The following is a 24,772-nucleotide window of genomic DNA, read 5'->3' on the forward strand; positions in this document are numbered from 1 at the left end:
TTCGAGGGCAACAACGGCTCGATCCGCGCCCACTCCTCGTCAGTGAACACCTCGAACCGCGACGCCGACACGCTCATGGCCACAGCCTGACGCCCACCTCACCCCGGATAAGGGAGACACGCCCTAGAAGCCGAACCGGCGCGCGACGGCGCGCAGCGCCTCGGCCGAGCGTCGCAGGTCGGCCTCCTCGTCGGACGACATGGGGACCTCGAGCTGACGGTCGGCACCACCACGGCCGACCACCGTGGGCACCGACAGGCAGACCTCGTGGATACCGTGGTAGCCGTCCAGGAGGCTCGAGACCGGCATGACGCGCCGCTCGTCCTTGAGCACCGCCTCGATGATGCGCGACGCCGCCAGCGCGACCGCGTAGTTGGTGGCGCCCTTGCCCGCGATGATCTGGTACGCCGAGTCGATCACCTGCCGTGCGATCCGGTCGCGCACCGCGGGGGTGAGTGGGCCGGCGCTCCTCGACCCGCGCCACTCGAGCAGCGGGACCCCGCCGATCGCCGCCGAGCTCCAGAGCGGGAACTCGCTGTCCCCGTGCTCACCGACCATGTAGGCGTGGACGTTGTGCACCGCGACGCCCGTGTGCTGCGCGACGAGGTACCGCAGCCGGGACGAGTCGAGCACCGTGCCCGACCCGAACATGCGGGCGGGCGGCAGACCGGAGAGCTGGAGCGCCGCGTACGTCACGATGTCGACCGGGTTGGTCACCATCACGAACACCGCGTCCGGAGCCACCTCGACGAGCCGCGGCAGCAGGTCGCGCGTCAGGCCGATGGTCGCCTCCGCCAGGTCCAGCCTGGTCTGACCCGGCTTCTGCTTCGCTCCCGCGGTGACGACCACGACGTCGGCGTCCGCGCACACCGCGATGTCGTCCGATCCCACCACCTCGGCCATCGGCATGAACTGGATGCCGTGCCCGAGGTCGAGCGCCTCGGCCTCGACCTTCGCGTGGTTCACGTCGTACAGCGCCACGGTCCGCGCGGCACCGCGCATGAGCGCCGCGTACGCGACCGTGGCGCCGACCGCGCCGGCCCCCACGACCGCGAGCTTGGTGGTGCGTCGGTCGGCACCGGCGCCGGTGGCGGTCTGGAGCTCGTCGCTGTCCACGCTCTCGGTCACGGGTCCTCCACGCGGCGCACCACGCCGTCGTCCTGGGGTCGGGGCTGGGGTCAGGGCTGAGGTCGGGGCTGGGGTCGGGATCGGGGGTCGGGAATCAGGCTAGTGCGGCGAGGCGCTCGAGCGCGGCCACGACGACGCCGCGGTCGGTGGTGCGCCAGAAGTCCGGCAGCGTGCGCGCCAGGAACTCGCCGTACCGCGCCGTGGCCAGCCGCGGGTCGAGGACGGCGACCACGCCCCGGTCGGCGGTGCCCCTGATCAGCCGGCCGGCGCCCTGTGCGAGCAGCAGCGCCGCATGCGTGGCCGCGACCTGCATGAAGCCGTTGCCACCGGCCGCCTCGACCGCCTCCGCCCGTGCCGAGCGGACCGGGTCGTCCGGACGGGGGAACGGGATCCGGTCGATGAGCACGAGCTGGCACGACGGCCCCGGCACGTCCACGCCCTGCCACAGCGACAGCGTGCCGAACAGGCAGGCGGCCGGGTCGTCAGCGAACGCGCGCACGAGGGTCGGCAGCTGGTCGTCCCCCTGCACGAGCACCGGGAGGTCGAGCCGGTCGCGCATGGCCTCGGCGACCGCGGTCGCGGCACGGCGGGACGAGAAGAGGCCGAGTGTGCGTCCACCCGCCGCGGTGACGAGCGTGGCGATCTCGTCGAGCTGGGCGTCGGTCGCGGCGTCCCGGCCCGGGGCAGGCAGGCGCTTGGCGATGTACAGGATGCCCTGCCGCGGGTAGTCGAACGGGCTGCCGACGTCGAGCCCGTGCCACCGGACCGCGCCGGCCTCGCCGGACTCCTCGTCACCCTCGGCCGGCGCAGCGAGACCGAGCGAGCGCGCCACCGGGTCGAACGACCCTCCGAGCGCGAGCGTCGCCGACGTGAGCACCCCGGAGCGGCCCGCGAGCAGGTGCGTGCGGATCAGCCCGTCGACGGCGAGGGGCGCCGCGTGCAGCCGGGTCATCCCGGCCCCGCGCCACCCGCCGTCGTCGCCCCGGGCGCACCACAGCACGTCGCGGCGGGCCTCGTCCGGTCCTGCGGCCATCCGGTCCGCGATCTCGAACAGCGTCAGCATGGCCGACGCCGCCATCTTGAGCCCGCCCTCGGCCGCGGCCTGGGCGGGGGCTCCCTCGGGCTTGAGCGCGCTCAGGAGGCCACGAGCGGCGTCACGGACGGCCGCCACCACGCCGAGCGTGCCGGGCGGCAGCCCGTCGCGGAACCGGCCCTCGGGAAGGCCCGCGAGCACCGCGCCCAGGGACGCGGCAGCCGCGTCGAGCTCGGTCGTGGCCAGCCCGCCGTGACGCCGCGCGAGGCGGGCAGCGTGCTCGACGGTCCCGACGGACAGCTCGGCGGTCGCCTGGGCCGTCACCCGGTCGGTCAGCTCGTGGGCCTCGTCGACGATCAGGACCTCGTGCTCGGGGAGCACGTGGGGCGATCCCGAGGCCGCGATCCCGAGCATCGCGTGGTTCGTGACCACGACGTCGGCCTCCTTCGCGAGCGCGCGCGCTCGCATGGGGAAGCACTCGTCGACCATCGGGCACTTCGCCCCGAGGCACTCCATCGAGGTCACCGACACCTGCCGCCAGGCGCGGTCGCTGACGCCGGGGACCAGGTCGTCGCGGTCCCCCGTCCCGGTCTCCCCCGCCCACTCCCGCGCCCGGACCACCTGGGCGCCGAGGTCGGCCCGGCCGCCCGCCCCTGATCGCGCCCGGCGGCCGGCGGGGCCGGCGGCCGTCACCTCGTCGGCGGCGGGCGGCGGGTGCTCCGCCGCGCCCGGCTGGTCGCCAGGCAGCTCGAACAGCGCACCGGGCTCGTCCGCGGGGTACCCGCCCGCGATCTTGTGCACGCAGAGGTAGTTGTGCCACCCCTTGAGCACCGCCAACCGGGGGGCCCGCGGCAGGCGCGGGGTGAGCGCCTCGGCGACCAGGGGAAGATCGCGCGTGATCACCTGGCGCTGGAGCGCGAGCGTCGCGGTCGACACCACGACGCGCTCGTCCTCCTGGACAGCGTGCCGCACCGCGGGGACCAGGTACCCGAGGGACTTCCCGGTGCCGGTGCCGGCCTGGACGAGCAGGTGCTCGCCCGCCTCGATGGCCGCCGCGACGGCCCGCGCCATCTCGTGCTGGCCGGACCGGGTGGCGCCGCCCAGCCGCGCGACGGCGAGGTCGAGGAGCTCGTCCACGGCGGCCACCGGCGCCGGGCCGTCGGCGCGTCGGCCCACGGATGGCACGGAGGCGATCGCTCGACCCTGTGCCGCGCCCCGGCGTGCAGGCGTCGGCGTGGTCTTCGGCACCGAGTCAGCCTAATGGGACTGCACCGCTGGCCCAGGTCTGTGGGCGTCGGTGCGCGCGAAGCCGACCCGGTCGATCGTCAGAAGGACCCCCCGGGCCGTGCTGGGCGACAAGGCCTACTCCTCGCGCGCAACCCCCACCCTGCTGCGTGAGCGGGGGATCCGCGCGGTCATCTTCGAACCAGCCGACCAGAAGGCCAGCCGTGCCTCAGTGCGCGGTGCCGTCGGCGTGGGGCGACGAGGGATCCCGGGAGGTCGAGAAGATCGCCAGTAGCTCATCGATGTCGTGCGCAGCGGTGGTCGGATGCCTGAACGGCTGATGCGGGTGGACGGTGTAGCGGTTGCGTCGCCCCACCCGCTGCCGGTGGAGGTAGCCGCTGCGCTCGAGGTCGTCGAGGATCATCAGCGCGGCGCGGTCGCTGATGCCCACCAGCGCCGCGAGGTCGTGTACGCGGACGTCTGGGTCGCGGGCGACGGCGAGCAGCAGGTGCGCGTGGTTGGTCAGGAAGGTCCAGTGTCCGCTCATCGTGCGCTCCTTCAGGTGCGGGGCGGTCGATGGGCTACCCGCTCGTGCAGAAGGATGGCAGCAGCTCGGCTCGCGCTTCGGCGCGGGCACGGGTCGAAGGTGAAGATCACCACCAGGCCGACCAGGAGCGGGCCCGATGCACGCATGAACGTCCACCGGGATGATCCGCACGACGTTGAGGGCGTGGAAGAGGGCTGCGCCGACCGGTTAGACCGCCGCCGCACCGACCATGGGCTACTTGTAGGTGGCGACACGGCGTCGTCAGCCTCGGCCGAGACCCGTCCGAGCGAGGTGTCCGCGACGTGGACCACCCGGACCATGGCCTTCGGTGCGGCGCCGGTGTCATCCGGTGCGCTGGCGCCCACTGGTGAGGACGGCATCAGCGTGCCGGGTTCTGCGTCGGCGCCGTCGGGGTGGGCGCGCCTGGGTTCCCACCAGCCGCGGGCGGCCTGCGCCGTCCTCGGCGAAGCGGCTCGAGCTCGGCCATCTCCGCGGCGGTCGCGACGCGGAACGGCGGCTCGGCCGGGGCCTGGAGGTCACGACGCTCCTGTCCACGCGTGGCCCGCAGGCTGGCAACGACGGAGACGGTCAGGATCGTGGTGATGACGGCCAGCGACACCGTCGTCGGGACGTAGAAGAGGTCGACCTTGAGGAGCATCTTGATGCCGACCCAGACCAGCAAAGCTCTGGCGGGGCCTCACCTCGCGCGGCGCGGGTCCGATGGACTGCCGTGGCGGCCGGCCCGCCCACACAGGCCCCACGCGACCCGAGACGGCGATGAGCACCATGCATGCACCGAGCCTCTTGGCCCTTGCCCGCAACCCGACCATTGCCGACGTGATCGCCCACCGTGCCGTCACGGCCGTCTACCAACCGGTCGCAGACCTGACCAGCGGCGCCGTCGTTGCCTACGAGGCACTCGCCCGTGGCCCGCGCGGCACGACGCTAGAGCGACCGGACATGCTGTTTGCCGCCGCTGCCGCTGACGGCCGGACCGTCGAGCTCGACCGGTTGTGTCGTGAGGTCGCCCTCCGAGGCGCCGGGCACGCGCTTGCCGCGCCGTGGACCCTGTTCGTCAACGTGGAGCCGGTCGCAGCACCACCGGGGGTCACCGTCACCCGACACTCCGGCGACCTCCTCGGCCCAGGGCTCGGCCCCGGCCCGCGCGTCGTGGCCGAGATCACCGAGCGCAATCTCACATCCCGTCCTGCGGAGCTGCTCCGCATGGTCGAGCGCTTCCGCGCCCGCGGGTGGGGCATCGCGCTGGACGACCTGGGCGCCGACCCCGGCTCCCTCGCCTTGCTGCCGCTGCTGCGCCCCGACGTGATCAAGCTCGACCTGCGGCTCGTTCAAGACCGGCCGAGTCAGGCGATCGCCGAGATCGCCAGCGCGGTCAACGCCGAAGCAGAACGCTCAGGCGCCGTGGTCCTCGCGGAGGGCATCGAGACCGACGAGCAAGCCATGGTCGCGCGGTCCCTCGGCGCAACCCTCGGCCAGGGGTGGCTGCTGGGCCGCCCGGGGCCGCTACCGTCCGTGCTACCACCCTCCCCCTTGGTCGGCGTGCCGATCGGGCACGTGCGCCCCGGCAACCCCATGGCCAGTCCGTTCGAAGGGGTCGCCGCGCGACGTACGGTGCGCAGCGCGACGAAGCGACTGCTCATCGCGATGAGCAAGCACATCGAAGGCCAGGCGCTTGCCTCCCCGGCCGCTGCCGTGGTCTTGGCTGCCTTCCAGGAGCGTCGGTTCTTCACGCCGGCCACCCGTCGCCGGTACTCCCGGCCCGCCGAGCACGCGACCTTCGTCGGAACGCTCGGCGCCGACCTTGACCCCGAACCAGCGGCCGGGGTGCGCGGTGCTCACCTGCACGCCGACGACCCCGTGCGCGGCGAGTGGGACATCGCCGTCGTCGGACCACACTTCGCCGCGGCGCTGGTCGCGCGCGACCTCGGCGACGACGGCCCGCAGGACGACCGGCGGTTCGAGTACATCCTTACCCACGACCGCGACCTCGTCGTGGGCGTGGCCGGTGACCTCATGGCCCGCATGCTGCCCGACCCCCCTCCCGTGCCGGCGTAGACCCGCCCCTGGTCGTCCGCACGGCGCCGATCCCGCCCGTGCGGACGGGCCGGCTCACGGGCGGGGGATCCACAGCGGGAGCAGCGGAGCGCCGCCCGTTGTCAGCCTGTGCGGACCGCCGCCTCGGCGAGCTCGCGCGCGAGCGCCTCGTCCACGCGTGCGCGCAGCGCCGTCCCGGCGCCCGTGTGCTCCTCGGCCTCGATGTCGCCGTCCCGGTGGACCCGGCTGACGAGGTCGCCGCGGTCGTAGGGGATGACGACGTCCACCTGGACGCTCGGCCGCGGCAGCTGGTCCGCGATCAGCGCGAGCAGCTTGTCGATCCCCTCGCCCGTGTGCGCGGAGACGATGATCGAGTGCACCTCGCGCGAGCGCAGGCGGGCGACGACGTCGGGGTCGGCGATGTCCGCCTTGTTCAGGACGACGACCTCGGGCACGTCGAGCACCCCCGGGATGTCGGCGAGCACGTGGCGGACGGCGGAGATCTGCCCCTCAGGATCCGGGTGCGAGGCGTCGACGACGTGCAGCACGAGGTCGGCGTCGGCCACCTCCTCGAGAGTGGACCGGAACGCCTCGACGAGCTGGTGCGGCAGGGCGCGCACGAAACCGACGGTGTCGGTGAGCGTGTACTCGCGCCCGTCGGCAGTCTCGGCGCGTCGCACGGTCGGGTCCAGCGTGGCGAAGAGCGCGTTCTCGACGAGCACGCCGGCGCCCGTGAGCCGGTTGAGGAGCGACGACTTGCCCGCGTTGGTGTACCCCGTGATCGCGACTGAGGGCACCGCGTGGCGCGTGCGCGACGAGCGCTTGGTGGCGCGTGCGGGCTCCATCGCGGCGATCTCGCGCCGCAGCTTCGCCATGCGGGTGCGGATCCGCCGCCGGTCGAGCTCCATCTTGGTCTCACCGGGACCGCGCGAGCCGATCCCGGCGCCGGCGGCGACCCGTCCACCCGCCTGCCGGGACATCGACTCGCCCCAGCCGCGCAGGCGCGGCAGCAGGTACTCGAGCTGGGCCAGCTCCACCTGCGCCTTGCCCTCCCGGGACTTGGCGTGCTGGGCGAAGATGTCGAGGATCAGCGCCGTCCGGTCGATCACCTTGACCTTGACGACGTCCTCGAGCGCGCGCCGCTGCGACGGGGCGAGCTCGGCGTCCACGATCACGGTGTCGGCACCGACCGCGGCCACGACGCCCGCGAGCTCGGCCGCCTTGCCGGACCCGAGGAACGTGCTCGGGTCGGGCGAGCTGCGCCGCTGGAGCATCCCGTCGAGCACCAGCGAGCCCGCGGTCTCCGCGAGGGCGGCGAGCTCCTGGAGCGACACCTCGGCGTCCTCGACCGGGCCGTGACCCCAGAGACCCACGAGCACGACGCGCTCGAGACGCAGCTGCCGGTACTCGACCTCGCTGACGTCCTCGAGCTCGGTCGAGAGGCCGCTCACGCGTCGCAGCGACGTGCGCTCCTCGAGGTCGAGCTGGTCACCGTCGAACGCCGAGTGCACCGTCCCGGCCGTCCCGCCGAGCGCAGTCCCGGCACGCGCGAGGACGCGCGCGACGACGTCACCCGCGACGTCCTGCGCCGTGCGGGGGGCGGCACCGTCGTTCTGCTCGGCGGCGTTCGACTCGGCGGGGTTCGACTCGGCGTCGTTCGACTCGGCGTGGTTCGACTCGGCGTCGTGCGACTCGGCGTGGTTCGACTCATCGTGCGGTGCGGTCACCTGGTCCTCGTACCTCTTCTCCACCGGTCTCCCCGGTGCGTCGGCGGGCCGAGCCGCGGTCTGGGGCCCGGCCGAACGTGCTCGGTGCGTCTGCGTCCAGCGTGACACGCACCTCCGGACGCGTGCGAGCCAATTCGCTGCGAGCGTGACACGCGTAGGGTCTCGTCCCGTGCACGACGACGCCCCCGGGTCCTCACCCGACGACGCCCCCGTGGACGACCACTACTTCACGGCCCGCCCCGCCTCGGCTGACGAGCGGCGGACGATCACCGTGCGGCTCGCCGGTCGAGACCTCGAGCTCGAGACCGCGGGCGGGGTCTTCTCCCCCGCCCGGCTCGACCTGGGCACCGAGGTGCTCCTGCGCTCCGCGCCCGCCCCGCCGCAGGAGGGCGACCTCCTCGACCTCGGGTGCGGCTGGGGGCCGGTCGCCCTGACGCTCGCGCTCGAGTCGCCGCGGGCGCGGGTGTGGGCGGTCGACGTCAACGAGCGCGCGCTCGACCTGGTCCGGCGCAACGCCGCTCGGCTGGGGATCGACACCGTGCGGGCCGTGACCCCTGACGAGGTGCCCGACGACGTCGCGCTGGCCGCCCTGTGGTCGAACCCGCCGATCCGGGTCGGCAAGGCCGCGCTGCACGGGATGCTCGTGCACTGGCTGCCGCGGCTCGCGCCGGGCGCAGAGGCCCACCTGGTGGTCCAGCGCAACCTCGGTGCCGACTCGCTCCACCGCTGGCTCGCCGAGCGGCTCGGCCCCGCGGCGACCGTCACGCGGTCCGCGAGCGCCAAGGGCTTCCGGGTGCTCCGGGTGACGGCAGGGGCTCGCCCGGGCTGACGTCAGCCGGCCATGACCGCGCGGACGGCGGCGCGCGCCTGCGCGAGCGTCGGGGCGCCCTGGGCGCGCGCGCGCTCGACGCCGTCGGCGTCGAGCACCACGACCGTGGGGGTCACCTCGATCCCCAGCCGCGCCCCGAGGTGCGGGACGTCCGCCACGTCGAGCTCGACGTGACGCACGCCGGGCGCGGTCGCGACGACGCGCTCCAGCACGCGCCGCGTCGCCCTGCACGGGGCGCAGAACGTGCTCGAGAACTGCACGAGGGTCGCGCCCGCGCCCAGCGGCACCGGCAGGTCCGCCGGCGTCAGTCGCGAAGGGTGGTGCGTCGTGGTCACGCCGGGTCCAACGGCACCGGCCGCGACCGTGTTCCCGCCCTGGTCACCGCCCGGTCCTCAGCCCGGGTCACCGGCCGAGCAGCGCAACGAGGTCGATCTCACCCTCGGCCACCAGCTCGGCCGGACCGGCCAGCTCGACGTGGCCGGAGTCGAGCACGCTGACGCGCACCGTCCCCCCGGGGACCTCGACGAGCCAGACGTCGGGTGCCCCCGCGCCCGCCCAGGTCCGCACCGCGAGCGCCGCGGCGCACGCCCCCGTGCCGCACGAGCGCGTCTCGCCCACCCCGCGCTCGTGCACCCGCATCCGCAGGCGCCCGACCACGCTCCCGGCCTCGTCGGTCTCCTCGCCGAGCGGCACGACCAGCTCGACGTTGCTGCCCCCGGCCGGCACGGGACGGACGACGGGGGCACGGCTGAGGTCCGCCGCTGCGAGCTCGGTCTCGTCCGCGAGCGCCAGCACGGTGTGCGGGTTGCCGACGTCGACGCTCAGGCCCGGGCGCGGGACGTCGAGCCCCGCGACCGTCACCTCGGCGTCCGCGCCGTCGATCGCCGCGCCGGGGCCGCCCGTGAGGGCCCACGGACCCATGTCCACCGCGTACCAGCCGCTCGGCTCGCGCCGGATGCGCCGCACCCCGGCGCGGGTGCCGACGAGCAGGCCCGTCGTCACGTCACCGTCGTCGGCGTCGTCCCCGCGCGGGACAGGGATGCGCGCGAGGCCGATGCGCTCGAGGAAGGCGCCGAACACCCGCACGCCGTTGCCGCACATCTCGGCGACCGACCCGTCACCGTTCCGGTAGTCCATGAACCACGTCGCCGTCGGCTCGGCGGCGAGGATGGCGGCGCCCTCGGGGATCGCAGCGGTCGGGACGACCCGGATGACGCCGTCCGCCCCGATGCCGGCACGCCGGTCGGTCAGGGCACGCACGAGCTCGGGCGTCAGGTCGAGCTCCGCGGCCCGGTCGTCGATGAGCACGAAGTCGTTCTGCGTGCCGTGCCCCTTCGTGAAGCGCAGCCGCGCACCGGGCGGCAGGTCCGCGCCCGGGAGCTGCATCGCGGTGAAGCCGGCGGTCGTCGCCTCGCGCGGCACCTGGCGGGGCGTCTGGCCCGGCGCCGCGCTCGCGCCTGTGGCAGCCGACGTGGTCATGAGCCCAGGGTACGGCGTCCCCGAGACGCCTCGTCGGCGGCACCCGGCGCGGCCGTCGTCGCCTCGGCCTGAGCGACGGCGTCGAGCGCGCGGTCGACGACGTGCGGGTCGCGCGCGTCGAGCCAGTGCACCCGGGGGTCGCGCCCGAACCAGGTCATCTGCTTGCGCGCGAGCCGCCGGGTGCTGGCCACGATCGCGGCGCGGGTCGCGGCCTCGTCGGTCTCGCCGCGGATCATGGCCAGCACCTCCGCGTACCCGACGGCGCGCGCGGCGGTCCGCCCCATCCCGCGCGCCAGCAGCCCGAGCGTCTCCTCCACGAGCCCCTGCTCCCACATGCGGTCGACACGGCGCTCGACCCGCGCGTCGAGCACGTCGCGATCGCAGTCGAGGCCGATCTGCACGGCCGGCACCTCGTACACCTGCTCGGGCAGGTTGGCGGTGTAGGGCTGCCCCGTGAGCTCGATGACCTCGAGGGCGCGGACGATCCGGCGCGTGTTCGCCGGACCGATCGCGAGGGCGGCCGCGGGGTCGAGCCGGGCGAGCTCGTCGTGCAGGTGCCGGGTGCCGAACCTCTCGGCGCGTTCCTCGAGCCGGCCGCGGACCTCGGGCTCCGTGCCGGGGAAGTGCATCCGGTCGAGCAGTGCGCGCACGTACAGCCCGGACCCGCCGACGACGACGGCGCGCGCGCCCCGGGAGGCGATGTCCGCCAGGTCCTGGCGCCCCTCGCGCTGGTACCGGGCCACCGACGCGTCCTCGCTCACGTCGAGCACGTCCAGCTGGTGGTGCGGCACGCCGCGCCGCTTTGCGAGCGACAGCTTCGCCGTGCCGATGTCCATGCCCCGGTAGAGCTGCATCGCGTCGGCGTTGACGACCTCACCGCCCAGTCGCTCCGCGAGGTCGAGGCCGAGGTCCGACTTGCCCGTCGCCGTCGGGCCCACGACGGCGACCACCGGCGGCTCGACCCCCGCCATCAGGTCGTCACCGCGGCGGCGCCGCCCCCGAGTCGACCCTCGGGCGAGCCGTCGGCGGGCACCCAGCGCGCGACGACGTACGGCACGCCCCAGGGAGCCGCCACCTCCGCGATGCGCGGCTCGACCGGCGTGGTCCCCACCGCCCCGAGCAGCACCTGCAGCGGTGCCCACACGGTCATGGCGAGGTCGCGCGCGAGCTCCGCCGGCACGTCCGCCAGCCGCCGGCGCGCCTCCGGGTCCGCGGCTCGGAGATCGGCGAGGAGGGCGTCGTCGGCGGTCGCGGCCCGCGGGTCGTCAGCGAGAGGTGCATCCGGGCCGTGCCGTGCGCTCAGCGACCCGGCGAGGACGAGCACGACCGGCGCCGACCCGTCGACGAGGGACGCGCCCCGGTCGCGCAGGGCCTGGGCCGACGACGCTGCGGTCTCGACGGACACTGCGGTCTCGACGACCGTCGTCGGGCCGGACCACCCTGCCGCCGCGAGCAGCAGCAGCGCGACCGAGGTCGCGGTCGACGCCATCGGCTCGTCTGCGCCTCGCTCGGGCGCCGATCCGCCGGTCGCGCGCCAGCCGAGCGCGGCGTCGTCCACGCCCGCCGCCGCGAGGCTCGCGACCACCCGCCCTGCCACGACCCGGTCGGCCGCGCCCGGTGCGACGACCACGACCCGGTCCGGCGCGGTCGCCACCATGTCGCGCACCTCCTCCAGCGCGGCGGCCCGGATCTCGTCGAGCACGACGGCGCGCCCCGCCGCGCCGGGAACCAGCAGCGCGGTGTCGGGGACGAGGACAGCGGCACGGAGCACGCCACGACCGTAACCGTTCACGCCCCGTCGCCGACCACCCAGCACCGATCACGAGGGTTAGGGTTCCGGCATGGGCTTCTTCCGGGGCGGTCGCGGGGGCGGCAGGTCCGGGCGGGACCACGGCTCGGCCGGGCGGTCGGACGACGCGCGCGATCCCGACGACGACCTGACCGACGACGAGCTCCGCTCACAGGTCCGGGCGCTGCTCTCGCGTGAGCTCGGCCAGGGCGTCGTTCTCGAGCCCGACGACGTGCCCGCCCCGGTCACGGTCGCGCGGATCCTCGAGTGGCTGCAGACCAACGAGTTCAGCTACTTCGTCGACAGCGACGGTGACCTCGGCGGGCTCTGGCGCGGGCGGCTCTTCTACTTCTTCCTCTTCGGCGACGAGGCCGAGATCCTGCAGGTCCGCGGCCAGTGGAACCGGGAGATCTCCATCGAGCGCCTCCCCGAGGTGCTCGAGGCGTGCAACGAGTGGAACGCGGACCGGATCTGGCCCAAGGCGTACGTCCGCGTGCGCGACAACGGCATGGTCCACGTCATCTCCGAGGTCGCGACCGACCTCGAGCGGGGCGTGACCGACGCCCAGCTCGCGCAGCTGCTGCACTGCGGGCTGAGCACCGGGAGCATGTTCTTCGACGCGATCGACGAGCTCTACCCCGACCCTGCGGCGGCGGCGCCATGAGGCCCGAGGCGCTGCCGGGCTGGCTCGCCCGGATGCTGGGCAACGCGCGGCCCAAGCCGGCCGCCGGCCCCGCACCGCGCGAGCGCACCACGCCGCTGACGCGTGCCCGGGTGGCCGCCCACCTCACGCGCCGCGGCTACCGGTTCCTCCTCGACGAGGACGGCGACCTGACCGGGACCTGGGACGGGAGCCGCTTCTGGTTCCTGCTGCTCGGCGAGCACGGCGAGATCCTCCAGGTGCGCGGGCGCTGGCACCGCTCGCTCCCGATCGCCCAGCGCGCCGCCGTGCTGCTCGCGGTCAACGACTGGAACCGCGAGCGGATCTGGCCGAAGGTCTACCTCCGCGAGGAGGACGGCGAGCTCGCGCTCTACAGCGAGGTCTCGGTCGACCTCGAGCACGGCGTCACCGACAGCCAGCTCGCACAGCTGCTCGCCTGCGGCCTCGGCACCGGGGTGCAGGTGTTCGCGGCGCTCGACGCCTTGCTGCCCGCGCCGCCGAGCTCGTCCTGAGACGCCGGCGCGGCATGGTGCCCAGGCGCGCGGCAGAGTGCTCAGGCGCGCCGCACAGTGCTCAGGCGCGCCGCATCGTCGGGAGCCCGAGCACGACGGACCCGCCGACCGCTCCGCCCGGCCCGTGGCCGTGTCCGTGGTCCTCGCCGCCGAGCCCCGCACGTGCCCGCTCGCGCGCGGCCCACGCGTCGCCCGCCCGGGTCCGCCGTACGGCGAACGTGCCGCCGGTCGCCCCGGAGTCCGCCACGAGGTGGTGCGGCGCGCCGTGCGTGACCTCGGCCGTGACCAGGTCGCCGGGCCGCGGGAGCCTGTCGTCGACGACGTCCGCGAGCCGGGGGTCCTCGTCGTCCTCCGTGGCGGTCGGCGCTCCGCCCGGCAGGGCGACGTGCACGAGCCGGTTGTCGGCCGCCCGACCCGAGAGCCGGTGGGACGCACCGTCCTTGCGGCCCTTCTCCTCGGCCACGAGCACCTCGACCGTGCGGCCGACCTGCGCGAGGTTCTCCTCGAGAGCGATGCGGTCCTGCAGCGCCGCGAGCCGCACGTACCGCTCCTGGACCACGGCCTTGGGCAGCTGGTGGGGGAGGTCGACGGCCGGGGTCCCGGGCCGCGGCGAGTACTGGAACGTGAACGCCGAGGAGAACCGCGCGGCCTCGACCACGCGCATGGTCTCGGCGAAGTCCTCCTCCGTCTCCCCCGGGAAGCCCACGATGACGTCCGTGGTGATCGCGGCGTCGGGCATGGCCGCCCGCACCCGCTCCAGGATGCCGAGGAACTTGTCCGACCGGTACGAGCGGCGCATCGCGCGCAGGATGCGGTCGGAACCCGACTGGAGCGGCATGTGGAGCTGCGGCATGACGTTCGGCGTCTGCGCCATCGCGTCGATGACGTCGTCGGTGAAGGCCGCCGGGTGCGGGCTGGTGAACCGGACCCGCTCGAGGCCGTCGATCGTGCCGCACGCCCGCAGGAGCTTGGCGAACGCCCCCCGGTCCCCGAACTCGACGCCGTAGCTGTTGACGTTCTGCCCGAGCAGCGTCACCTCGATCGCGCCCTGCGCCACGAGCGCCTGGACCTCCGCGAGGATCTCGCCCGGCCGGCGGTCGCGCTCCTTGCCGCGCAGGTGCGGCACGATGCAGAACGTGCACGTGTTGTTGCAGCCGACGCTGATCGACACCCAGCCCGCGTACACCGACTCGCGTCGGGTCGGCAGCGTCGACGGGAAGACCTGGAGCGACTCCGCGATCTCGACCTCGGCGCGCTGGTTGTGCCGCGCTCGTTCGAGCAGCACGGGCAGGGCGTCCAGGTTGTGGGTCCCGAAGACGACGTCGACCCAGGGCGCGCGCTCGACGATGCCTGCGCGGTCCTTCTGCGCGAGGCAGCCGCCGACGGCGATCTGCATGCCGGGGCGCCGGCGCTTGACGCTCGCCAGCTGGCCGAGGTTGCCGTAGAGCTTTCCGGCCGCGTTCTCCCGCACCGCGCACGTGTTGATCACGACGACGTCGGCGTCGTGAGGCTCGGCGCCGTCCGCCGCGCGCGGGGCGGCGACGTAGCCGGCCTGCTCGAGCATGCCGGCCATGTGCTCGGAGTCGTGAACGTTCATCTGGCAGCCGAGCGTGCGCACCAGGTAGGTGCGGGGGCCGGGCCGGGCCGTCCGGTCGGAGGTTCCGACCGTCGACGGCGTGGGTGTGGTCGTCGTGGGCACCCGACAAGGGTACGGCGGTGGGGTCACGCGGACGACGTTGCCGTTTCGTGACCATGTCTGGTAGCCAGTGAAACAACCCACCGCCTAGGTTCGACCAATGGCCCATCAGTCCCCAGCGCCCGCCATGCCCGCCGGACGTGCGGACGTGCCGACGGACCCCCTGGTCGTGCTCGAGGGCGTCAACAAGCACTTCGGCGCCCTGCACGTCCTGAAGGACATCGGCCTGACCGTGCACCGGGGCGAGGTCGTCGTCGTCATCGGCCCGTCCGGTTCGGGAAAGTCGACGCTGTGCCGCGCGATCAACCGGCTCGAGACGATCGACTCCGGGACGATCGCGATCGACGGCCAGCCGCTGCCCGAGGAGGGCAAGGCCCTGGCGCAGCTGCGCGCGGACGTCGGCATGGTGTTCCAGTCCTTCAACCTGTTCGCGCACAAGACGGTCCTGCAGAACGTCACGCTCGGTCCGGTCAAGGCGCGGGGCGTCAAGAAGGCCGAGGCCGAGGCGAACGCGATGAAGCTCCTCGAGCGCGTCGGCGTGGCGAACCAGGCCCACAAGCTCCCCGCCCAGCTGTCGGGAGGTCAGCAGCAGCGCGTCGCCATCGCCCGCGCGCTGGCCATGCAGCCCAAGGTGATGCTGTTCGACGAGCCGACGTCGGCGCTCGACCCCGAGATGATCAACGAGGTGCTCGACGTGATGATCTCCCTCGCGCGCGAAGGGATGACGATGATCGTCGTCACGCACGAGATGGGCTTCGCCCGCAAGGCCGCGCACCGCGTCGTCTTCATGGACGGCGGCCAGGTCGTCGAGGAGGCCGAGCCCGAGACGTTCTTCACGACGCCCCGCTCGGACCGGGCGAAGGACTTCCTCTCCAAGATACTCACCCACTGACCCCGGCACCCACCTCCGAACTCCAGCCCACCCCTGACCAAGGAGACGCACATGCGGACACGATCAGCAGGACTCATCGCCCTCATCTCGGCCTCGGCGCTCGCCCTCGCGGGCTGCGGCGGCGGCGGCGACGAGCCCGGCGGCAACCAGACCGACACAGGGGGCGCGACGGACAGCAGCGAGGAGAGCGCCGTCGAGGAGTTCCCCGCGGGCTCGACAATGGCGGAGCTGGCCCAGGCGGGTTCCATCACCATCGGGACCAAGTTCGACCAGCCTCTGTTCGGCCTCGTCGGGCCCGACGGCGTCCCGCAGGGCTTCGACGTCGAGGTCGCCAAGATCATCGCCGAGAACCTCGGCATCGACGAGGACGGCATCGAGTGGGTCGAGACGATCTCGGCCAACCGCGAGACGTTCATCACGAACGGCGACGTCGACATCGTCGTCGCGACCTACACGATCAACGACAAGCGCAAGGAGGTCATCTCCTTCGCGGGTCCGTACTATCTCGCTGGCCAGTCCATCCTCACTCTCAAGTCGAACACCGAGATCGAGGGTCCGGACGACCTGGCGGGCAAGAAGGTGTGCACGGTGTCGGGCTCGACGCCCGAGGCCAACCTCCTCGCGAACTACCCGGAGGCCCAGGTCGTGCCGTTCGGCACGTACTCCGAGTGCATCGAGCCGCTCCGCAACGGTCAGGTCGACGCGGTCAGCACCGACAACGTCATCCTCGCCGGGTTCGCTGCCGACAACGACGACCTCGAGGTGCGGGGCGACCCGTTCACCGAGGAGCCGTACGGCATCGGTCTCGCCAAGGACGACACCGACTTCCGGAACTGGATCAACGACGTGCTCGAGGCCAGCTACGAGGACGGCACCTGGACCGAGGCGTGGGAGGCGACGGCCGGGACCGTCCTGCCGACGCCCGAGCCGCCCGCGGTCGACAGGTACTGACCGGCAGCCGCCCGGTGCCGGTCCTGGTCGACCAGCGCTGAGCACGACCGCCACCGTCGCGGGTGGGCGCACGACGCGCCCACCCGCGACGCGTACGACGTCCCGTCCCGATACACCCAGGAGGCACCCGGTGGACGCGATCATCGAGAACCTCCCCGCGTACTGGACCGGGTTCCGGACGACGCTGCAGCTCACGCTCGTCTCGGGCGCCATCGCGCTCGCGTGGGGCCTCGTCCTGGCGGCCCTGCGGGTGTCGCCGCTGGCGCCGCTGCGCGCGTTCGCCGCTGCCTACGTCGAGCTGCTGCGCAACACGCCGCTGACGCTCGTCTTCTTCTTCCTCGTCTTCGTCGCGCCACAGTTCGGCGTGCTGCCACCGCTGGGGTTCTGGACGGCGGTGGTCGCCCTCGCCGCGTACACGTCCGCGTTCGTCGCCGAGGCGGTCCGGTCCGGGATCAACAGCGTCGGGATCGGGCAGGCCGAGGCCGCCCGCGCGATCGGCCTGACCTTCGGGCAGACCCTGTCGGTCGTGATCCTCCCGCAGGCCGTCCGGACGGTCATCCCGCCGCTGATCAACGTGTTCATCGCGCTCGCGAAGAACACGTCGGTCGCGGCAGGGTTCGCGACGGTCGAGCTCATGGCCAGCGGGCGACGGCTCGCGACGGCCAACCCGGGCGACGTGATCTGGATCCTCGTGGGCGTCGCGTTCTTCTACCTGCTCATCACCATCCCGTCCGGCATCGTCGCCGGGCTCGTCGAGCGGAAGGTGGCGTTCGTCCGATGACCTCGGTGCTGTACGACTCCCCTGGACCGGTCACACGGCGTCGCGCCCTGCTCGGGTCCGTCCTCGGTGGACTCGTGGTGCTCGCCCTGGTCGGGCTGGCCGTCTGGTACGCCGCCGGGCGCGGCGTCTTCGAGGGCGACCGCTGGGACGTCCTCTACGCCCCGCCCAAGAACCAGACCGCCGCCGACGTGTGGACCTCGATGCTCGTGCGCGGGCTGGGCGCCACGCTGCGGGCTGCGGCGTTCGCGGCGCCGCTCGCGTTGGTGCTCGGGCTGCTGCTCGCGCTCTGGCGGACCGCTCGGCGGCCGTGGATCCGCTGGCCGGCGATCGGCATCATCGAGCTGTTCCGCGGCCTGCCCGTGCTGCTCATGATGTTCTTCGCACTGCTCGGATTCGGGTGGGAGGCCTTCACCGCCGTCGTCTTCGGGTTGACCGTCTACAACATGGCGATCATCGCAGAGATCCTGCGGGCCGGGCTCGCGTCCCTGCCCAAGGGCCAGGCGGAGGCCGCGTACGCCGTCGGGCTGACCCGGGGGCAGACCCTCTTCACGATCCTGCTCCCGCAGGCCGTCCGGACGATGCTCCCGAGCCTCATCAGCCAGCTCGTGGTGCTCCTCAAGGACTCGTCGCTCGGGTTCATCGTCGGCTACGCCGAGCTGCTCAAGTCGATCCAGAACAACGCCCAGTTCTTCGGGAACAAGTACTTCATCGCGCTGTTCGTCGTCGGGGCAGGGATCTACCTGGTCGTCAACATCTCGCTGTCCCGGCTGGCGGTGTGGATCCAGCGGCGGACGACGCGGACGGCCGCTACGCCGATTCTGGTCGACCCCAACGGCGGTGCGGGCGGTACCCCCTAACCCGCGGTCGCGCTCGCGCGGATCTCCCGGATCACCGTCACCTTGATCTCGCCCGGGTAGCTCAGGTCCGCCTCGATGTGCTTGGCGATCGCGGTGGCCAGGCCGGGCAGCTGGGTGTCGTCGACCGACTCGGGCTCGACGATGACGCGGATCTCGCGGCCTGCGGACATGGCCAGCACGCGCCGCACGCCGTCGTGCTCGGCGACGAGGTGCTCGATCTTGTCCATCCGCTCGACGTACTGGTCGAGGTCCTCGCGTCGCGCACCGGGACGGGCCGCCGAGGCCGCGTCGGCCGCCTGGACCAGCACTGCCTCGACGGACTCGGCCTTGACCTCATCGTGGTGGGCGGCGATGGCGTTGACCACGAGCGGAGTCTCCCCGCAGCGGCGCGCGAGGTCGGCTCCCACGAGCGCGTGCGTGCCGGTGACCTCGGCCGTGAGCGCCTTGCCTACGTCGTGGAGGAACGCCGCACGCCGGGCGAGCTCGACGTCGGCCCCGAGCTCCGCGGCCATCAGGGCGGCGATCTGCGCGCTCTCGACCAGGTGGGCGAGGACGTTCTGGCCGTAGGACGTGCGCAGCCGGAGGCGGCCCATGGTCCGGACGAGGTCGGGATGGAGCGTGCCGACACCTGCCTGCTCGGCGGCATCGTGCCCGGCGACGACCGCGCGCTCCTCCGCGCCTGCCAGCGCCTCGGCGTAGGCGGCCTCGATCCGCTGCGGATGGATGCGCCCGTCGGCGATGAGCGCCTCGAGCGCCACCTGGGCGACCTCCCGTCGCTCGGGGTCGAAGCAGGAGAGCATCACCGAGTCCGGGGTGTCGTCGATGAGCACGTTGACGCCCGTGAGCGCCTCGAACGTGCGGATGTTCCGCCCCTCCTTGCCGATGATGCGGCCCTTCATCTCCTCGGTCGGGAGCGGCACGACGGCCACCACGCTCTGCGCGCTGGTCGGGGCGGCGAGTCGCTGGACGGCCGTCGCGACGATGCGCCGTGCCCGCTCGTCGGCGGTGCGGCGGGCCTTGGACTCGGCACGCCGCACGACGGCCTCGGCATCGCGCGTCGCCTGGTCGACGACGCGACGCTCGAGCTCGGCGCGCGCCTCCTCGGCGGTCAGCCCGGCGACGCCCTCGAGCTCTTTGACGACCGAGGCGCGCACCGACGCGAGCTCCTCGGCGACATGACGCTCGGACTCAGCGAGGGAGAGCGCACGGTCACGCAGGGTGTGCGCCAGGTCCGCGGCGGCGGCACGGTCCTCGGCGAACGCGCGCTCGCGCTCGGCCAGCCGTTGCTCGCGCCGCTCGACCTCCGCGGCGGCGGCACGCGCGTCGTCACGGATCCCGGCGACGTCGCGGACCGCCTGCTCGCGCAGGGCGGACGCCTCCCGACGCGCCAGCAGGACAAGCGTGAGCGCGACGAGGCACGCCAGCAGCAGCCCCACGACGATCGCGAGCTCGGTGACTGTCATGCGCTCCTTCTCCCCGGACGATCTGGCCCACCCGACCGTACGGCCTCGGTCGTCGTCAGGGCGTCAGTCGTCGCCGAGGAGCCAAGGATCGGGTGCGGAGACGTCCTCCGACGCCTCTCCACTGCCCTCATCGTCCAGCATCTCGCGCACGATCCGTACCGCGAGCCCGGGCGCGTAGCCCTTGCGGCCCAGCATCCCCACCACCCGACGCATGCGGACCTCGCGCGCGAGGCCGACCGTGCGGGCGAGGCGACGGCGCGCGAGATCGCGTGCCGTCGCCTCCTCCTGCTCGTCGTCGAGGGTCTGGAGCGCCTCCGCCGCCAGCTCGTCCTCGATCCCCTTGCGACGCAGCTCGACGCTCAACGCCCGCCGCGAGAGCCCGCGGTCGGCATGCCGTGACCGGACCAGGATGCGCGCGTACTCGGCGTCGTCGATGAGCCCGACCTCGGTGAAGCGGTCGAGAACGGCGTCGGCGACGCCGTCGGGCACATCCTTGCGCGCCATCGCCTCGGCGAGCTGCGCGCGGCTGCGCGGTGCGCCGGTCAGGAGACGCAGCGCGATCGCGCGCGCGACCGACTCGGCGTCGGGCTCACGATCGACCGCTGCCGCTCCCTCGGCCGGCGGCTCGAGGCCGGCGCGCCGCGATCCGCCGCCACGCCGGTGGTCACCGGTCACGATGCACCGCCGGCGACTGCGGGGTGCGGATCAGAAGTCGACCGCCGGGCCGGAGTCCGCCGGAGCATCGAGCTTCGCCCCCACACCGAGCTTCTCCTTGATCTTCTTCTCGATCTCTTCGGCGAGGTCCGGGTTGTCACGCAGGAAGCTCCGGGCGTTCTCCTTGCCCTGCCCGAGCTGGTCGCCCTCGTAGGTGAACCAGGACCCGGACTTCCGCACGAAGCCGTGCTCGACCCCCATGTCGATCAGTCCGCCCTCACGGGAGATGCCGACGCCGTACAGGATGTCGAACTCGGCCTGCTTGAACGGCGGGGCCATCTTGTTCTTGACGACCTTGACCCTGGTGCGGTTCCCGACCGCGTCGGTGCCCTCCTTGAGTGTCTCGATCCGGCGGATGTCCATGCGGACCGACGCGTAGAACTTCAGCGCCTTGCCACCCGTGGTCGTCTCGGGCGAGCCGAAGAAGACCCCGATCTTCTCGCGGAGCTGGTTGATGAAGATCGCCGTGGTTCCCGAGGCGCTGAGCGCACCCGTGAGCTTGCGCAGCGCCTGGCTCATCAGCCGGGCCTGGAGGCCGACGTGGCTGTCCCCCATCTCGCCCTCGATCTCCGCCTTCGGCACGAGCGCGGCGACCGAGTCGATGACGATGATGTCGATCGCGCCGGAGCGGATCAGCATGTCGGTGATCTCGAGGGCCTGCTCGCCCGTGTCCGGCTGCGACACGAGCAGCGCGTCGGTGTCGACCCCGAGCTTCTTGGCGTACTCGGGGTCGAGCGCGTGCTCGGCGTCCACGAAGGCCGCGATCCCGCCGGCCTTCTGGGCGTTGGCGACGGCATGCAGGGCGACGGTCGTCTTCCCGCTCGACTCGGGGCCGTAGATCTCCACGACGCGTCCGCGAGGGAGCCCTCCGATGCCGAGCGCGATGTCGAGCGCGATCGAGCCGGTGGGGATCACCTCGACGGGGGCACGACCCTCGTCGCCGAGGCGCATGATCGAGCCCTTGCCGAACTGACGGTCGATCTGGCCGAGCGCGGCCTCGAGGGCCTTCTCACGGTCCTGGGGAGCGGGCATCTCACACCTCGTGGTGATGGGGTCGGCAGCTGGGGCTGCGCTGGACTGGGGCTGGTCTGTGCTGGAAGCGACGCTATGCCCGACCACCGACATCCGACGGTGACGCCCTCCACCATGTGGGGATCCCGCCGTCGTCCTCGCTTGTGGACCACGCTAGCCGAACATCTGTTCGATCGAGCGGCGCGACGCGCCGACACGCCGCGTCCCGCTCAGGCAGGCCTCATCCCCGTCCGGCGCCGCCCTCGGGCAGGGTCCAGCTCTCCCCCGGCTGCAGGACGACCGCCCGGCAGGCAGGCGCGAGGCGCGTGAGCGCCGCCGCGAACGCCTCACCCGCCCGGTCCATCCAGCCGGGCGGCAGGCGCCGTGACGCCGGCGCGTGCAGCGTGCCCCAGTGCACGGGAACGGCGAACCGTGCGCCCGCCGCGGCGCACGCGCGCGCCGCGTCCACCGGGCCCAGGTGCCCGCCCGACAGCCGCGGCCCCCAGCCGTGCACCGGCACGAGCGCCACGTCGACCGACGCTCCGGCAAGCACCGGCAACCTGCTCATCTCCGGGTAGAGCGACGTGTCCCCCGCCACCCACACGCACACGCCGGAGCCGCGCACGAGGTGCCCCACGGCGGCGTTGGGTCGGTGCGGCATCGGACGGTGACCGTGCACCGCCGGGCAGAGACGGACCCTGACGCTCGCTCGTCCGACCTCGTGGTCCCGCCCCGGCTCACCGGCACCGCCGTGGTCGCCCGGCCCGTCGTCGTCGTGCCGGCGCGGCGCACCCTCGTCGTCCGCCGCCCCGGCGCCCTCGGCGCCCGCCTCCGCGGTGCCCCCGGCGCCCGTCGCCCCGGTGCCCTCGTCGTCGGCGCCGACCCGAGGACCGAGGCCGACCCAGGTGCTCCGGTGCAGCCCCACGCCGCGCAGGCCGCGGTTCCGCAGCCAGTGCGCGCTCGACGGCGCGGTCACCACCGGCACGGGGCCGAGCAGGCGCAGCGAGGAGAGCTCGGCGTGGTCGTGGTGCAGGTGCGAGAGGAGCACCGCGTCAGCCCCCTGCCATGTCGCGGGGTCCGGACGCCCGCCACGCCGCCGCAGCAGGCCCGCGTGACGCTTGAGCAGCGGGTCGGTGACGATGCGGACGCCGTCGACGTCGAGCACCGCGGTCGAGTGCCCGAGCCAGGTCACGGTGAGCGACCGCGGCGGCGGGACGGGTCCGGGCGCACCCTGCCCGTCGCTCCCGATCGGGTCGCTCACGGGCGCACCCCCAGGGCACGCTGCCAGCGTACGAGCTGCTGGTGGACGGACTCGGCCCCGACGAGCCGAGACGTCCCGTCGACGTCGGTGCACAGGTCCGCCTCGACCGTCCAGTCCGCCGGGTGCAGCAGCAGCGCGTCGTTCTGCGCACCACCGAGCCCGCCGTGGGACCCGACGAGCTCCTCGAACGCATGGACCTGGCCGTACCGGTCGACGCTCGAGACCACCACGAGGTCGCCGGCGTCGGCAAGGCCGGCCAGCCGGAGGAGGTCCGGCCGGGCTCGAGGCCCGTACGGTGCGAGCGGGTCCTGGCCGTGGACGGCGCTCGCCAGGTCCACGCCGTCCGCCAGGAGTCGCGTCCCGCGAGCACCGATCGCGACGGGACCGCGGTGGGCCGTCGCGGCGACGACGACGCCGATCGCGGCGCGCGCGAGGAGGCCGTCGACCAGCAGGGGCCAGCGTCGCGCGATCTCCTCGAGCGGCACGCGCCCGGGCAGCCGCGGGAACCAGAGCATCGCCAGGTTGCCGGACGCGGTCACCGCGACCTCGGGCCGCGGCTCCGCCTCCGCGTCCGCGCCCGCGCTCGCGTCCACCGCGGCGTCGCGCCGAGCCCCACCTCGCCCCGACGCCGCCGGCGCGGAGCGGTCCGTCACCCGGGCCCCGCCGGACGCGCCCAGCAGGGCGTTCAGCGGGCTCCACTCCTCGCGCGCGTCGGAGCGCACCGCAGCGGCACGGCCGCCGCCCGTCTCGGGCGTCATCAGGTCGCGGACCACCTCGAGCAGCGACGCGCCCTCCACCTGCTCGAACGTGGCCCCCAGGCTCTGCCCGTGGTCGGACAGGACGACGACGGCGTAGTCGCGCGGAGCCCGCGCCGCGACCTGCACCAGGACGTGGAGCACCCGGTCCAGGCCCTCGAGGGCACGCAGCGCCTCGGGGCGCAGCGGCCCGGCGTGGTGCGCGATCTCGTCGTAGTCGACGAGGTCCACGAACACCGTCGGTGCGCCGTCGAGCAGCTGCTCGGCGACGACCGCGGTGTTGAGGTCCCGCAGCAGCACGTTGCTCAGTGCGCGCAGCGCGACGTAGGCACCGCGTCGCGGCACGCGCGGCTCGACCCGGCGCACGCGCTGCCGGTGCCCCTGGTACAGCTCCTTGACCATCTCCCCCAGGGTCAGCCCGATCGTGCGCGTGAGCACGTAGGGGCTCGCGAAGAACCGGATGAACGCCGTCCCGGGGCCGGGGCCGCGGCGCCCGCGGGCACGGCTCATCACGAGGAGCGCGGTCGGGGCGTCGCCGGTGAACATGGTGCTGACCGCGGCCCCTCCGTGCGCGAGCAGGCCGTGACCGTCGCTCAGCCGGGCCTCGACCAGCGCGGCGTCCACGGGGTGGTTGGTCACCACCACCCTGCCGAGCTCCTTGTCCCACCAGCGGAACGCCGGCACGGCGGCCGTGCTGCCGTGGAGCAGGCCGGCCTGGCTCGCGGGCGTGGTGGCGGGGACGGACGCCCACCATCCCGCGAGCCGGTGGGAGCCGCTCCGCAGCCACCGGGTGATCGTCGGCGCCAGACCGGCCTGGACGGCGTGCACCAGCACCTCACGCGAGACCCCGTCGAGCTGGACCACGAGGAGCCCCCGCGGACGTGCGCCGGACGTCTCCCCACGCCGGGCGCCGGCCGGGGCGACACGGAGCACGTCACCGACCACGTACGAGCTGTCGTTGGCGCCGACGAGCCACCGACCGGACGCCAGCACCACCGAGGCGACCACGAGCAGCACGAGCACCTCGAGCCAGCTCCGCACGACGATCCCGGCGACGAGCGTGAGCGCGGCCCACGCGACGACGACCTGCGCGGCGAGGCCCGCCACCATCGCACCGACGATGCCGAGCACCGAGGCGACGACGCGCAGGACGGGTCGCGCCAGCCGGTGACCGACGGCGATCAGCACGGCGGCGAGGAGCACGTCGAGCCAGGACCGCGCGCCCGCGGCATCGAGCACCACGAACGCGAGACCGAGTGCGATCGCGGACGTGACGGCCGCGCCCAGCGACTCCGCCGCCTCGCGCAGCGCGGGTCGCCACCACAGCGGGGGGCGGTCCTCGGGGCGCTCCACCGGGCGCGGCGTCGAGGGCGGGGTGCCTGGCGCGGTCACGCGTCGCGGATCCTG

23 protein-coding genes are annotated in these 24,772 nt (G+C 73.8%); 8 read left to right on the forward strand and 15 right to left on the reverse strand.

From position 1 onward, the window contains the following. Nucleotides 1-123: 123 nt before the first annotated feature. From HIR71_RS04595 to HIR71_RS04610, 4 genes are all read right to left on the reverse strand, one after another. On the reverse strand, nucleotides 124-1,128 hold the full coding sequence (locus tag HIR71_RS04595) for an L-lactate dehydrogenase (protein WP_311836090.1): 1,005 nt from the start codon (nucleotides 1,126-1,128) through the stop codon (nucleotides 124-126). A 94-nt stretch (nucleotides 1,129-1,222) separates the two neighbouring features. Next, nucleotides 1,223-3,355 (reverse strand): ATP-dependent DNA helicase, encoded by a 2,133-nt coding sequence (locus HIR71_RS04600; protein ID WP_396031041.1) that lies wholly within the window; start codon nucleotides 3,353-3,355, stop codon nucleotides 1,223-1,225. 259 nt (nucleotides 3,356-3,614) lie between these two features. Then, nucleotides 3,615-4,022 carry a helix-turn-helix transcriptional regulator gene (locus HIR71_RS04605; RefSeq protein ID WP_311836091.1) on the reverse strand — a complete coding sequence of 136 codons (408 nt, stop codon included), beginning with the start codon at nucleotides 4,020-4,022 and terminating at the stop codon, nucleotides 3,615-3,617. Nucleotides 4,023-4,311: 289 nt separating this feature from the next. Continuing rightward, on the reverse strand, nucleotides 4,312-4,614 hold the full coding sequence (locus HIR71_RS04610) for a hypothetical protein (RefSeq protein ID WP_396030994.1): 303 nt from the start codon (nucleotides 4,612-4,614) through the stop codon (nucleotides 4,312-4,314). 155 nt (nucleotides 4,615-4,769) lie between these two features. Between HIR71_RS04610 and HIR71_RS04615 the strand changes: the two genes are divergently transcribed. Beyond that, entirely contained in the window at nucleotides 4,770-6,008 is a 1,239-nt protein-coding gene (locus tag HIR71_RS04615; protein ID WP_211373785.1) for a sensor domain-containing phosphodiesterase, read from the forward strand. A 101-nt stretch (nucleotides 6,009-6,109) separates the two neighbouring features. Here the strand turns inward: HIR71_RS04615 and hflX are convergent, their stop codons facing one another. Next, nucleotides 6,110-7,714, reverse strand: coding sequence for a GTPase HflX (gene hflX / locus HIR71_RS04620; protein ID WP_169323890.1), 1,605 nt, complete (start codon nucleotides 7,712-7,714; stop codon nucleotides 6,110-6,112). A gap of 169 nt (nucleotides 7,715-7,883) precedes the next feature. On the opposite strand from hflX, the gene HIR71_RS04625 reads away from it, so the two are divergent. Next, the gene (locus HIR71_RS04625) at nucleotides 7,884-8,543 is read left to right on the forward strand and encodes a class I SAM-dependent methyltransferase (RefSeq protein WP_311836092.1); all 660 of its coding nucleotides are present in this window, start codon (nucleotides 7,884-7,886) and stop codon (nucleotides 8,541-8,543) included. Between the two features lie 2 nt (nucleotides 8,544-8,545). On the opposite strand, the gene HIR71_RS04630 is transcribed toward HIR71_RS04625, so the two are convergent. The 4 genes from HIR71_RS04630 to HIR71_RS04645 form a co-directional block, all read right to left on the reverse strand. Beyond that, the gene (locus tag HIR71_RS04630) at nucleotides 8,546-8,878 is read right to left on the reverse strand and encodes a thioredoxin family protein (protein ID WP_169323891.1); all 333 of its coding nucleotides are present in this window, start codon (nucleotides 8,876-8,878) and stop codon (nucleotides 8,546-8,548) included. Nucleotides 8,879-8,945: 67 nt separating this feature from the next. Continuing rightward, nucleotides 8,946-9,929 (reverse strand): diaminopimelate epimerase, encoded by a 984-nt coding sequence (dapF, locus tag HIR71_RS04635; RefSeq protein WP_169324034.1) that lies wholly within the window; start codon nucleotides 9,927-9,929, stop codon nucleotides 8,946-8,948. 89 nt (nucleotides 9,930-10,018) lie between these two features. Further along, nucleotides 10,019-10,993: a tRNA (adenosine(37)-N6)-dimethylallyltransferase MiaA gene (gene miaA / locus HIR71_RS04640; protein ID WP_169323892.1), complete on the reverse strand. Its 975-nt coding sequence runs from the start codon at nucleotides 10,991-10,993 to the stop codon at nucleotides 10,019-10,021. Next, the gene (locus tag HIR71_RS04645; protein ID WP_169323893.1) at nucleotides 10,993-11,793 is read right to left on the reverse strand and encodes a class III extradiol ring-cleavage dioxygenase family protein; all 801 of its coding nucleotides are present in this window, start codon (nucleotides 11,791-11,793) and stop codon (nucleotides 10,993-10,995) included. The genes miaA and HIR71_RS04645 overlap by 1 nt, the downstream gene beginning before the upstream one ends. Before the next feature lie 70 nt (nucleotides 11,794-11,863). On the opposite strand from HIR71_RS04645, the gene HIR71_RS04650 reads away from it, so the two are divergent. Next, entirely contained in the window at nucleotides 11,864-12,475 is a 612-nt protein-coding gene (locus HIR71_RS04650) for a type III secretion system chaperone family protein (RefSeq protein WP_169323894.1), read from the forward strand. Next, on the forward strand, nucleotides 12,472-12,984 hold the full coding sequence (locus HIR71_RS04655; RefSeq protein WP_169323895.1) for a type III secretion system chaperone family protein: 513 nt from the start codon (nucleotides 12,472-12,474) through the stop codon (nucleotides 12,982-12,984). The genes HIR71_RS04650 and HIR71_RS04655 overlap by 4 nt, the downstream gene beginning before the upstream one ends. Nucleotides 12,985-13,045: 61 nt before the next feature. On the opposite strand, the gene miaB is transcribed toward HIR71_RS04655, so the two are convergent. Beyond that, nucleotides 13,046-14,683: a tRNA (N6-isopentenyl adenosine(37)-C2)-methylthiotransferase MiaB gene (gene miaB, locus HIR71_RS04660; protein ID WP_169323896.1), complete on the reverse strand. Its 1,638-nt coding sequence runs from the start codon at nucleotides 14,681-14,683 to the stop codon at nucleotides 13,046-13,048. Nucleotides 14,684-14,807: 124 nt separating this feature from the next. Between miaB and HIR71_RS04665 the strand changes: the two genes are divergently transcribed. The 4 genes from HIR71_RS04665 (at nucleotide 14,808) to HIR71_RS04680 (ending at nucleotide 18,161) form a co-directional block, all read left to right on the forward strand. Beyond that, nucleotides 14,808-15,572 carry an amino acid ABC transporter ATP-binding protein gene (locus HIR71_RS04665; RefSeq protein WP_169324035.1) on the forward strand — a complete coding sequence of 255 codons (765 nt, stop codon included), beginning with the start codon at nucleotides 14,808-14,810 and terminating at the stop codon, nucleotides 15,570-15,572. A gap of 51 nt (nucleotides 15,573-15,623) precedes the next feature. Beyond that, the gene (locus HIR71_RS04670; protein WP_169323897.1) at nucleotides 15,624-16,523 is read left to right on the forward strand and encodes a glutamate ABC transporter substrate-binding protein; all 900 of its coding nucleotides are present in this window, start codon (nucleotides 15,624-15,626) and stop codon (nucleotides 16,521-16,523) included. A 130-nt stretch (nucleotides 16,524-16,653) separates the two neighbouring features. Next, a complete protein-coding gene (locus HIR71_RS04675) occupies nucleotides 16,654-17,304 on the forward strand; it encodes an amino acid ABC transporter permease (RefSeq protein WP_169323898.1) in 651 nt (216 codons plus the stop codon). Next, nucleotides 17,301-18,161, forward strand: coding sequence for an amino acid ABC transporter permease (locus HIR71_RS04680; RefSeq protein ID WP_169323899.1), 861 nt, complete (start codon nucleotides 17,301-17,303; stop codon nucleotides 18,159-18,161). Before HIR71_RS04675 ends, HIR71_RS04680 begins: the two co-directional genes overlap by 4 nt. On the opposite strand, the gene rny is transcribed toward HIR71_RS04680, so the two are convergent. From rny to HIR71_RS04705, 5 genes are all read right to left on the reverse strand, one after another. Next, a complete protein-coding gene (rny, locus tag HIR71_RS04685) occupies nucleotides 18,158-19,624 on the reverse strand; it encodes a ribonuclease Y (protein ID WP_169323900.1) in 1,467 nt (488 codons plus the stop codon). The genes HIR71_RS04680 and rny overlap by 4 nt on opposite strands. A 63-nt stretch (nucleotides 19,625-19,687) precedes the next feature. After that, nucleotides 19,688-20,299 (reverse strand): regulatory protein RecX, encoded by a 612-nt coding sequence (locus HIR71_RS04690; RefSeq protein ID WP_169323901.1) that lies wholly within the window; start codon nucleotides 20,297-20,299, stop codon nucleotides 19,688-19,690. 30 nt (nucleotides 20,300-20,329) lie between these two features. Next, the gene (gene recA / locus HIR71_RS04695; protein ID WP_169323902.1) at nucleotides 20,330-21,370 is read right to left on the reverse strand and encodes a recombinase RecA; all 1,041 of its coding nucleotides are present in this window, start codon (nucleotides 21,368-21,370) and stop codon (nucleotides 20,330-20,332) included. A 220-nt stretch (nucleotides 21,371-21,590) separates the two neighbouring features. Beyond that, the gene (locus HIR71_RS04700; protein WP_169323903.1) at nucleotides 21,591-22,610 is read right to left on the reverse strand and encodes an MBL fold metallo-hydrolase; all 1,020 of its coding nucleotides are present in this window, start codon (nucleotides 22,608-22,610) and stop codon (nucleotides 21,591-21,593) included. After that, entirely contained in the window at nucleotides 22,607-24,757 is a 2,151-nt protein-coding gene (locus tag HIR71_RS04705) for an alkaline phosphatase family protein (protein ID WP_311836093.1), read from the reverse strand. Before HIR71_RS04705 ends, HIR71_RS04700 begins: the two co-directional genes overlap by 4 nt. Nucleotides 24,758-24,772: the final 15 nt, after the last annotated feature.

This window comes from Cellulomonas fimi, assembly GCF_012952065.1.
In the GTDB taxonomy this organism is placed as follows: domain Bacteria; phylum Actinomycetota; class Actinomycetes; order Actinomycetales; family Cellulomonadaceae; genus Pengzhenrongella; species Pengzhenrongella fimi_A.

What these genes read in the sequence shown, in the direction of transcription:
- dapF (WP_169324034.1), bottom strand. Translation starts at nt 9,929, where the DNA reads ATGCAGCTCCCGGGCGCGGACCTGCCGCCCGGTGCGCGGCTGCGCTTC.
- miaA (WP_169323892.1), bottom strand. Translation starts at nt 10,993, where the DNA reads ATGGCGGGGGTCGAGCCGCCGGTGGTCGCCGTCGTGGGCCCGACGGCG.
- HIR71_RS04650 (WP_169323894.1), top strand. Translation starts at nt 11,864, where the DNA reads ATGGGCTTCTTCCGGGGCGGTCGCGGGGGCGGCAGGTCCGGGCGGGAC.
- HIR71_RS04655 (WP_169323895.1), top strand. Translation starts at nt 12,472, where the DNA reads ATGAGGCCCGAGGCGCTGCCGGGCTGGCTCGCCCGGATGCTGGGCAAC.
- HIR71_RS04665 (WP_169324035.1), top strand. Translation starts at nt 14,808, where the DNA reads ATGCCCGCCGGACGTGCGGACGTGCCGACGGACCCCCTGGTCGTGCTC.
- HIR71_RS04670 (WP_169323897.1), top strand. Translation starts at nt 15,624, where the DNA reads ATGCGGACACGATCAGCAGGACTCATCGCCCTCATCTCGGCCTCGGCG.
- HIR71_RS04680 (WP_169323899.1), top strand. Translation starts at nt 17,301, where the DNA reads ATGACCTCGGTGCTGTACGACTCCCCTGGACCGGTCACACGGCGTCGC.
- rny (WP_169323900.1), bottom strand. Translation starts at nt 19,624, where the DNA reads ATGACAGTCACCGAGCTCGCGATCGTCGTGGGGCTGCTGCTGGCGTGC.
- recA (WP_169323902.1), bottom strand. Translation starts at nt 21,370, where the DNA reads ATGCCCGCTCCCCAGGACCGTGAGAAGGCCCTCGAGGCCGCGCTCGGC.